This is a genomic window from Caulobacter sp. GW456-12-1-14-TSB4 (assembly GCF_059424195.1).
This window is the reverse complement of sequence record NZ_JBWKZF010000061.1, coordinates 1-9,065: the sequence shown is the minus strand read 5'-3', so window position 1 is coordinate 9,065 and position 9,065 is coordinate 1. Positions and strand designations below refer to the sequence as shown.

Below are 9,065 nucleotides of genomic sequence, written 5' to 3'. Positions count from 1 at the left end.
AACCCTCCCCCATCAAGGGGGAGGGCTCAAACCGTGGCCGCCGCCTTCTCCGCCGCCGCCCTGCGCTCCGGCATCCCCTTGCCGTAGATCGCGCTGACCCGCGCCAGCACCCCCTCCGGCGCCGTCTCCGGCCGCCCGGCGTCGAACGGCGGGGCGGGCGCGTATTCCACCGCCAGCTGGATGCTCTGGGCCATCTCCTCGCCGGCCAGCTCGGCCACCATGGTCAGGGCGAAGTCGATCCCCGCCGTCACCCCGCCGCCGGTGATGTAACGCCCATCCCGCGCCACCCGCGCCGGATCGGGGATCGCCCCGAACAGCGCCAGCTGGTCCCGCCACGCCCAGTGACACGCCGCCCGCCTGCCCTTCAGCAGCCCCGCCGCGCCCAGCACCAGCGAGCCGGTGCAGACCGAGGTCACGTACCGGGCCCCATCCGCCAGCCGCCGGATCTCGGCGATGAAATCCATGTCGCCCATCGCCTGCGTCGTCCCGAACCCGCCGGGCACCAGCAGCACGTCGCAGGCCTCGATATCCGACAGCTTCGGCAGCCGCGCGAAGACCAGCCCGTCGGCCTCGATCTCGCCGCCGGCCAGGCTGGCCACGGTCACCTTGGCGCCGGGCAGGCGGCACAGCACCTGGTGCGGGCCGGTGAAGTCCAGGTGGGTCACGCCCGGGAACAGGGCGATCACGATTTGTAGGGACTGGGTCATCGAGGTGGTCTCCGTCACGATTGCGGAGAGAACATCGTTCAGCTAGCGTCTGTCAGAAATGACATAGTTCCCACGGAAACAGCCAAGGGTTTCTGGCATGCCCCGCGCGATCGGCTTCCTCGTCTATCCCGGCTTCCAGCTGCTGGACGCCACCGGCCCCATCGCGGCCTTCGAGATCGCCGGGCGGTTCTCGCCGGGGGCCTACAGCCTGCATTTCCTCTCCCTGCGCGGCGAGCCGACGCCCAGCTCGTCCGGCGTGACCATCCAGACCACCGCCCTGGCCGACGCGCCGCGCCTCGACACCCTGCTGATCTCCGGCGGAGACGGGGTGAAGGTCCCGGCCACCTGCCCCGAGACCCTGGCCTTCGTCCGCGCCGCCGCCCGCGACTGCCGCCGCGTGGCCTCGGTGTGCTCGGGGACCTACGTCCTGGCCGAGGCCGGCCTGCTGGAAGGCAAGCGCGCCACCACCCACTGGAGCCGGACGAAGGACTTCCAGCGCCGCTATCCCGGCGTGAAGCTGGAGCCCGACCGCATCTGGATCCAGGACGGCGCGGTGTGGAGCTCGGCGGGCATCACCGCTGGCATCGACCTGTCCCTCGCTTTGATCGGCGCCGACGAGGGCGAGGCCATCGCCCGCCGCACGGCCCAGCAGCTGGTGGTCTATCACCACCGCCCGGGCGGGCAGTCGCAGTTCTCGGCCCTGATCGACCTGCGGCCCGGCCGGTTCGACGCCCTGCTCTCCTGGGCTCGCCAGAACCTGGCGGAGAGCCTCAGCGTCGAGCAACTGGCCGACCGCGCCGCCATGAGTCCACGCAACTTCGCCCGCCTGTTCGCTCAGGAGACCGGCGTCACCCCCGCCAAGGCCGTCGAGCGCCTGCGGGTCGAGGCCGCCCGCGCCCTGCTGGACAGCCAGCCGCTGCAGGTCGAGGACGTGGCGCTGGAGACGGGCTTTGGCGATAGCGAGCGGATGCGCCGGGCCTTCATCCGCGCCTTCGGCCAGCCGCCCCAGGCGCTGCGGCGCTCGGCGAAGGTTGCCACCTAATCTCTTATGAAGGCTACAGAGCCGAAACAGGCCCGCAACATTGCGCGCGGACGGTGCCCGCGTCGGGGGACATCACTGTTCTAAGAACCTGGAGCACCACATGACCGTCGCGAAGATGCTGGGCGTCACCACCCTGGCCGTCGCCAGCCTCGCCCTGGCTATCCCCACCGCCGTCACCGCCGCCCCGCACCACCGCCCGCACAAGGTGAAGGTCTGCAAGTGGGAGCGTCACCACGGCCACAAGGTTCGGGCCTGCCACTGGGTCACCCGCCGCTAGGGCTTGATCACAGCGCGGCCGTACAATCGGACATCGCCTCGCAACATCGTGGCCGTATCGTGCGTTTCGGGATCGAGGGACTATTCGATCTTGGAGCACAATATGCGCGTCGCGAAACTGCTGGGCCTTTCCGCCCTGGCGGCCGCCACCCTGGCCCTGTCCGTCCCGGCGACGGCGGGGGCCCACGACCGGTACGATCGTCACGACCGTTACGAGCGCCATCACGATCGCGGCCGTTACGAGCGCGTCCGCTACGACCGCGGTCGCCACTATCGTCCCCACAAGGTGCGGGTCTGCCACCGCGAGTGGCGTCACCATCACCGGGTGAACGTCTGCCGCTACGTCTGGCGGTAAATCTAAGCGTTGAGTTCCCAGAACTTGTCATCCCGGAAGCCTCGCAGAGGCTGTCCGGGACCCAGGGGCAACCGCATTGCGCCGGCCCCTGGGCCCCGGCTCTCCACTTCGCTACGGCCGGGATGACAAGAAGATTTGCGGCTTAGGCCGCCGCCGCGTCGCTGGCCAACAGGAACGGCGACACCACCGCCAAAGCCCGCTCGACCCAGGCCTCCTTCTCGCCCACCGGCGCGACGTAGCGCACCACCTCCTCCGCGTCGGCCACACCGGCCGCGCGGGCGATCATCCACGCCGCCAGATATTGCGAGGACAGGCAGCCGCCGGCCGTGGCGACATTCCCATGCGCCACGAAGGGCGCGTCCAGCACCTTGACCCCCGCCTCGATTACCCAGGGCTTGGTGGTCAGGTCCGTGCAGGCCGGCAAGTCGCCGATCAGACCCAGCTTGGCCAGCATCAGCGTGCCCGAGCACTGGGCCCCGATCAGTTGCCGCGTCGGGTCCAGCTGGATACGGCTCAGCAGGTCAGCGTCGGCCGCCACCTCGCGCGTCCTGATCCCGCTGCCGATCAGCACCGCGTCGGCCTCGGTTGCGAACTCCAGCGGCTGCTGGCGGTGGACCACCACGCCGTTCATCGAGGTCACGGTCTCGGTCGGGCTGGTGATATGCGCCTTCCAACCCTTGGCCTTCATGCGGCTCAACATCGCCGCGGCGATGAACGAGTCCAGCTCGTTGAAGCCGTCGAAGGTCAGCACCGCGATCTGCATGGGAGGTCTCCGCCGCTTGGCCAGGACCTCGGATCGGTCCAGGCTGGCGACATGCTGTACCTCGTGATCAAGGCCGCCGTCTCGGGCGTCATCGTCGCTGCCGTGTCGGAGATCGCCAAGCGCTATCCGGGCCTGGGCGGCCTGGTGGCGTCGCTGCCGCTGGTCTCGGTGCTGGGCATGATCTGGCTGTGGCGCGACACCCACGACCCGGCGCGGATGGCGGCCCACGCCAGCGGCACGTTCTGGTTCGTGCTGCCGTCGCTGCCGATGTTCCTGCTGATCCCAGCGCTGCTGAAGCGCGGCGCGCCGTTCTGGGCGGCGCTGGTCGCCGGCTGCGCGCTGACCATGGCGCTGTATGCGGCGATGGTGTGGATGGGACCGAAGGTGGGGCTGAAGCTTTAGACGCGGAGCCTAACGCCCCGCCCGCAGCCGCGCCACCTCGTCCTGCAGCGCCTCCAGCCGGGCGGCGTGGTCGCGGCACAGGATCATCAGTTCCTCGGCGCGCAGGGCGTCCAGCTTGTCGATGACCCGCATGATCTCCAGCTCGGCCCGCAGGTTGACGGCGTAGTCGTGCTCGGCGGTCAGCCGGTCCTTCGCCGCCTGGCGGTTCTGGCTCATCATGATCACCGGCGCCTGGATGGCCGCCAGCGTCGAGAGCAGCAGGTTGAGGAAGATGAACGGATAGGGGTCGAAGGCGTGCTTGAACGGGGTGAGCAGCAGGTTGCCGCCCATCCACAGGACCAGCGCCAGGCCAAAGCCGCCGATGAAGCCCCACGAGCCGCCGATCGCCGCCACCCGGTCGGCCAGGCGCGTCCAGAAGGTCGAGTCCTCGTCCTCGTCGGGCTGCTCGGACGGCTCCTCGTGCAGGATGCGGTCGATGACCCGCCGCTGCACCTCGGCCAGCTCGGCATAGGGCTGGTTCAGCAGCTCGCGGGACAGCTGGTCGAGACGTTCCAGGGACATGGCGGACTCACGCGGAAGGGAAGCCGGATCATCGGCGTGCGCGGCCAAGCCTGGCAAGTCATGACAAGGTCGCGATTGACAGCGACATGTCGGCAAGGCGACCGTCCGCATGTCGGGTGGGGCCGATGACCTTTCGATCTTTGTTCAAGGAGAAAGCCGATGGCCCATAAGTTCGTGATCAAGAAGAACAAGGCGGGCGAGTTCGTCGCCTACTTCGTCTACAACAGCGAGAACATCTTCTGGACCGAAGGCTATTCGTCCAAGGCCTCGGCCAAGAACGCCATCGAGTCGATCCTGAAGAACGGCCCTGGGGCCGAGATCGACGACCAGACCGTCGAGGGATGACCTCGGCTCTCCTCCCCCTTCATGGGGGAGGTGGCGCGCCGCGAAGCGCGGCGTGACGGAGGGGGCTGGTGCGGCCCAATTGGCGCTGCGGCTGGCCCCCTCCACCGCCGTTCGGCGGTCCCCCTCCCCCAAGAGGGGGAGGAGAAATCCACGGCTTGACCGCTCGGGCTCTGCGGGTCTCTGATCATTGATAACAATGATACGGGAGGAGCCGCGCATGCCTGCCAACGGCCGGAAATCGATCTTCATCACCGGGGCCGCCAGCGGCATCGGCCTGGCCTGCGCCAAGCGGTTCGCGAGCGCCGGCTGGTTCGTCGGCCTTTCCGACATCGACAAGGCCGGACTGTCAGCCGCGCTCCAGGCGATCGGCCCCGATAACGGCTCGATCCACCCGCTGGACGTCCGCGACCGGGAGGCCTGGGCGAATGCTCTCGGTGAATTCGGCAAGGAGACCGGCGGCAAGGCCGATGTCCTGCTGAACAACGCCGGCGTCGCTCGGTTCGGGGTGCTGGAGGATCTCTCCGACGCCGACTGCGACATCCAGATCGACGTCAACATCAAGGGCGTGATCAACGGCGCGCGGGCGGGCCTGCCGCTTTTGAAGAGCGCCGGCGGGCGGCTGATCAACATCGCCTCATGCGCGGGGCTGTACGGCTCGCCCAAGCTGGCGGTCTATTCGGCCACCAAGTTCGCGGTGCGGGGCCTGTCCGAGGCGCTGGACGTCGAATACGCCCAGCACGGGGTCAGCGTCGCCTGCGTCATGCCGTGGTTCGTCGAGACCCCGATCCTGAACGCCGGCGCTTCAGGCACCAACGAGCAGATGGCCGACGCCCTGCGCAAGGGCGGGCTGGAGGTCTATCCCGTCGAGGACGCCGCCCAGGTGGTCTGGGACGCCGCCCACGGCAAGCAACTGCATTACTTCGTGGGCAAGCGGGCGAAACAGATGCGCTTCGCCACCAGCCACATGGCAGGCGCCGTTAGGAAGCGGCTCCGCTCCCAGCCCCTACTGTCGTCTTGAGGCCTTCCAGCGGCGCGCGGTCCGACGAGACCTTGGTCGCCGTCGGGGCGGCCGAGGGGGCGTTCATCGTCTTCACCGACGTCATGGACGTCGCCGGCGCCTTGGGGGCCGTGGCGATCGGGGCCGAGGCCGGCTCGGTCACCTGCGCGCCGACCGGACCGCCCATGCCGGGCGCCGTCGAGACCTGCTCCAGGCGACCGATGGCGCTGGCGGCGTAGACCACCGGCGGACGGCCGTCAGCGGTCAGGCTGGCGATTTCCGAAGGCGCGATGTCGTCGGCGCTGGGCAGACGCGAGGGCGCGTAGTTGGCGGCGCCGCCACGACCGAAGCGGTAGAAGATGTGCATGCCGACCTGGGCGACGCGCAGCAGGCGCGGGCCCCAGCCGGGCGAGACATTGATCGTGTGGAAGTGCGTGGCCGAACCGACCTCGCTGGGCATGGTCCCGGCCAGGGTGCGCGAGGCGACCTTGCGGGCCCGGCTCCAGGCGCCGATGTCGCGGGCGCGGCGCATCGAGCCGTCGCAGGCGAAGCTGAACTGGCAGCCGGTGCGGTTGACCGCGCCCTGGAACACGACGCCGCAGATCGACTTCGGGAAGGCCGGGTGGCGCACGCGGTTCATCACCACCTGGGCCACGGCCGCCTGGCCGCTGGGGGTCTCGCCACGGGCTTCGTAATAGACGGCGTCGGCCAGGCACTCGAGCTCGCGCGAGCTCTCCAGGGCGTTGCCCAGCTGGAACGGCCCTTGGAACAGGCTGGGGCCCGGGACGTTGAATCCGCTGCCGAAGCTGGCGCGCAGCATCAGAGGACCGGTGCGGCCGCTCTGGTTGGGCAGCAGGGCCTGGGAATTGCCTTCCAGACGCGCGGCCAACTGGGCGGTCTGGCGATCGCCGCGTTCGACGGCGGCGAAGAGATACGGATCGTGACGCTTGGCCACGGCGAGCGCGCCGGGGTCCATACGCGTAGACGCGCTGAGCATGGCCGCGTCGGAGAAATCCCCCGAAGCGCCTTCCGCCAATCGGGCGACGCGGGCGTGGGTGGAGGCCGATTGAGCCAGGCCACCCAGAAGGTAAACGCCGCCCAGGGCCAGACCCGTGATGGATCCGACCAATACGGCGCCGACCAGCCCGCGCGCGTCCGCGCGCGTCTGCGACTTGATATACAAAACTAGCGTCCTGCGCGGCGAGGGCGCTCCGGCCCCCCGACAAAATCGCTCCGAAACCCCCGTAAATTCACTGGCGGGGAACCCTTCGAAGCGGAGGACAGGCCGTATCACGCTGTGGCCAAGATCCTGCTTGTTGCGGCTTATGACGTATCCATGACCGACTCGCAAGCACTTGCTGCGCTGCAACATGGCTTCCGCGCCTAGAAGTCGCACAGTCGAATTGTTAACGCGTTGAATCAAAGCGAAAAGCTGGACGACCGCGAGCGGCGTTTTTTTGTGGATGGAAAAGCCTTACCGGACCTGTGCTCGACGATTTCTGAAGCCTCTTCGGCGCCGCCGCATCGTTACTCGACGACGACATGAGCCTTAACATTCGTGGTCAACGAAGACTCTGAACACGGACGTTCGGAGGCCCCAACTGTCATCCCGGACAAGCGCGTGGCGCGCCGATCCGGGACCGCAGGAAGCTCGGAGTCTGTGGCGGTCCCGGGTCTACCCCCGGCTTTCGCCGGGGTTCGCCCGGGATGACAAAGGGAGGGCTACTTCCCCCGTCCCAGCCGCCAGCCGTTGATCACCAGCGTCGTCAGATTGACCGCCGCCAGCACCACGAGCGTCACCTGGATCGAGAGGTCGACACTGCGCTGCAGGTTGCCGATCGCGGCATAGGCGCCGTCCGGGGCCTGGAAGGTGAGCAGCGGCTGGGCCGGCCACAGCACGGCGGCCAGGGCGATGCCGCCCAGGGCGCAGACGATCTCCGCTACAGCGCGCACCCGCACCGCGCCCGGCCGGATCGCCGTGAAGGCGGCCGACAGCATCTGCAGCAGCGCTAGGGCCAGGATCGGCCACCACAGCGTGGTCAACACTGGAGACAAGACCACCGTGAGGTCGCCACGCCCAGCGTCGAACATGTTGCCGATCGGGAACTTCACCACCCCCGTCCACCAGCCGACGAACAGCGACAAGGCGGCCAGCTCGAACACCGCGTCGAAGCGGCTCTTGCTGAACCACGGCTTGGCGTCGGACAGCTGCGGCAGGTCGGCGACCTTCCACTTGGCGAAGTCATCGACCTTGATCCAGCCGCGCTCGATGGAGGCGGCGATGATCGTGGCCGCGCCGATCAGGCTGAAGGCCAGGGAGGTGAAGTCACCCAGCAGGCCGCTGACGCGATGGGCGTCGGCGTCGCCAATGACCAGCAACACCGCGCCGGGGACGAAGGTCGCGAGCGCCGCGATGACCAGCACCACCTTCACCGCGAACTCCCAGAACGGGTAGAGCTCGGGCCCGATCAGCGACTGGCGCGGACCGTAGCGGCCGGCCACCGCGATCGGGTGGCCGATCTCGTGCAGCAGCGCTTCGATGTCGCGCTTGTCGAGCGGACGTCCCAGGCGGGCCTCATACTCCTCGACCTTGTTCATGATCAGGTCGCGCAGCTCGGCGGTGATGTCCTGGCGCGAAGCCTTCGGCAGCAGGGCGGCCACGGCCGCCAGATAACGATCGATCAGATCGCTCATGGTCTTTTCCCCGTAAGAATGGTGAGAGGCCGCGCTCACAGCAGCGGCTCGAGGGCGGCGTTGATCGCGCGCCATTCGCCGGCGAGGCGGGCCAGCACGGCCCGGCCCTCGTCCGACAGCTGGTAGAAACGCTTCTTGCGCTTGTCTTCCTCGCGCCATTCGCTGGCCAGGAGCCCTTGGGTCTCCAGCCTGCGCAGCATGGGATAGAGCGCGCCTTCGTCGATCTCCACGCCCACGGTCGAGAGGGCCTGGCGCAGGCTGTAGCCGTACCGCTCCTCCCGCAGCTGGGCGAGGACGGCGAGGATCAGGCTGCCCCGCCGCAGCTCCTGGCGGAGCGATTCAAAGATGTCCGTATCGGTTGGCATTGGGTGTGCGTCGCATAGTGTGTGGCACATGGTGTGCGATACACACTGTATGTCATACAGTATGATCGGGAGTCAACGGCCACGGAACGCGGTTCGCGCTCACGCTTTTCTCCGGCAAGCAGGACGGAGGATCTTGGATGCTCGGCGATCAGGACGCCCAGGCGACGGTGGCGGTGAAGGACCTGAAGGTCGCGCGGCCGTTCTACGAGGAGATCCTGGGCCTCAAGCCCCTGCCCTCCGACCAGGAGAGCGTCCAGGCCTTCCAGGCCGGCAAGTCGCTGGTGCTGGTCTACGAGTCGCAGTTCGCGGGGACCAACAAGGCGACGGTCCTGACCTGGGCTCTCGGCGAGACCTTCGACGCGGCGGTCGAGATGCTGCGGGACCGGGGCGTGGTGTTCGAGAAATACGACCTGCCGGGGATGGGCCATGACGGCGACGTCCACGTGGCCGGCGGGATGCGGGTGGTGTGGTTCAAGGACCCGGACGGGAACGTGCTGAGTTTGGGGAATTATTGAGACGCCACGCAGATGCTCCCCCGCTGGGGGAGCTGTCGCGGAG

Annotated in this window: 13 protein-coding genes and 1 pseudogene; 8 read left to right on the top strand and 6 right to left on the bottom strand. The window is 68.4% G+C overall.

Annotated features, from left to right (window positions below):
• Positions 1-26: 26 nt before the first annotated feature.
• Positions 27-707: a DJ-1/PfpI family protein gene (locus tag AC07YH_RS26425; RefSeq protein WP_494749865.1), complete on the bottom strand. Its 681-nt coding sequence runs from the start codon at positions 705-707 to the stop codon at positions 27-29.
• A 97-nt stretch (positions 708-804) separates the two neighbouring features.
• Here AC07YH_RS26425 and AC07YH_RS26420 point away from each other — a divergent pair, with 97 nt between their 5' ends.
• The 4 genes and pseudogenes from AC07YH_RS26420 to AC07YH_RS26405 all read left to right on the top strand — a co-directional run.
• Positions 805-1,749, top strand: a complete 945-nt coding sequence (locus tag AC07YH_RS26420; RefSeq protein ID WP_494749864.1) for a GlxA family transcriptional regulator — start codon at positions 805-807, stop codon at positions 1,747-1,749.
• A 100-nt stretch (positions 1,750-1,849) separates the two neighbouring features.
• Positions 1,850-2,026, top strand: coding sequence for a hypothetical protein (locus AC07YH_RS26415; RefSeq protein ID WP_494749863.1), 177 nt, complete (start codon positions 1,850-1,852; stop codon positions 2,024-2,026).
• Between the two features lie 102 nt (positions 2,027-2,128).
• Positions 2,129-2,380: a hypothetical protein gene (locus AC07YH_RS26410; protein ID WP_494749862.1), complete on the top strand. Its 252-nt coding sequence runs from the start codon at positions 2,129-2,131 to the stop codon at positions 2,378-2,380.
• 25 nt (positions 2,381-2,405) lie between these two features.
• Positions 2,406-2,507 (top strand): annotated as a pseudogene (locus AC07YH_RS26405) (hypothetical protein); the annotation flags it as partial.
• A 15-nt stretch (positions 2,508-2,522) separates the two neighbouring features.
• Here the strand turns inward: AC07YH_RS26405 and AC07YH_RS26400 are convergent.
• Positions 2,523-3,143, bottom strand: coding sequence for a DJ-1/PfpI family protein (locus AC07YH_RS26400; RefSeq protein WP_494749861.1), 621 nt, complete (start codon positions 3,141-3,143; stop codon positions 2,523-2,525).
• Between the two features lie 51 nt (positions 3,144-3,194).
• Between AC07YH_RS26400 and AC07YH_RS26395 the strand changes: the two genes are divergently transcribed.
• Entirely contained in the window at positions 3,195-3,545 is a 351-nt protein-coding gene (locus AC07YH_RS26395; RefSeq protein ID WP_494749860.1) for a DUF3147 family protein, read from the top strand.
• 9 nt (positions 3,546-3,554) lie between these two features.
• On the opposite strand, the gene AC07YH_RS26390 is transcribed toward AC07YH_RS26395, so the two are convergent.
• Positions 3,555-4,106 (bottom strand): DUF1003 domain-containing protein, encoded by a 552-nt coding sequence (locus AC07YH_RS26390; protein WP_494749859.1) that lies wholly within the window; start codon positions 4,104-4,106, stop codon positions 3,555-3,557.
• 159 nt (positions 4,107-4,265) lie between these two features.
• Here AC07YH_RS26390 and AC07YH_RS26385 point away from each other — a divergent pair, with 159 nt between their 5' ends.
• Positions 4,266-4,451, top strand: a complete 186-nt coding sequence (locus AC07YH_RS26385; RefSeq protein ID WP_494749858.1) for a YegP family protein — start codon at positions 4,266-4,268, stop codon at positions 4,449-4,451.
• 187 nt (positions 4,452-4,638) lie between these two features.
• Entirely contained in the window at positions 4,639-5,469 is an 831-nt protein-coding gene (locus AC07YH_RS26380) for an SDR family oxidoreductase (RefSeq protein ID WP_494749857.1), read from the top strand.
• On the opposite strand, the gene AC07YH_RS26375 is transcribed toward AC07YH_RS26380, so the two are convergent.
• From AC07YH_RS26375 to AC07YH_RS26365, 3 genes are all read right to left on the bottom strand, one after another.
• Positions 5,429-6,631 (bottom strand): cell wall hydrolase, encoded by a 1,203-nt coding sequence (locus AC07YH_RS26375; RefSeq protein ID WP_494749856.1) that lies wholly within the window; start codon positions 6,629-6,631, stop codon positions 5,429-5,431. The genes AC07YH_RS26380 and AC07YH_RS26375 overlap by 41 nt on opposite strands.
• 539 nt (positions 6,632-7,170) lie before the next feature.
• Positions 7,171-8,142: a hypothetical protein gene (locus AC07YH_RS26370; RefSeq protein ID WP_494749855.1), complete on the bottom strand. Its 972-nt coding sequence runs from the start codon at positions 8,140-8,142 to the stop codon at positions 7,171-7,173.
• A gap of 35 nt (positions 8,143-8,177) precedes the next feature.
• The gene (locus AC07YH_RS26365; protein WP_494623602.1) at positions 8,178-8,507 is read right to left on the bottom strand and encodes a PadR family transcriptional regulator; all 330 of its coding nucleotides are present in this window, start codon (positions 8,505-8,507) and stop codon (positions 8,178-8,180) included.
• Between the two features lie 137 nt (positions 8,508-8,644).
• On the opposite strand from AC07YH_RS26365, the gene AC07YH_RS26360 reads away from it, so the two are divergent.
• Positions 8,645-9,022, top strand: a complete 378-nt coding sequence (locus AC07YH_RS26360; protein WP_494749854.1) for a VOC family protein — start codon at positions 8,645-8,647, stop codon at positions 9,020-9,022.
• The last annotated feature ends 43 nt before the right edge of the window (positions 9,023-9,065 follow it).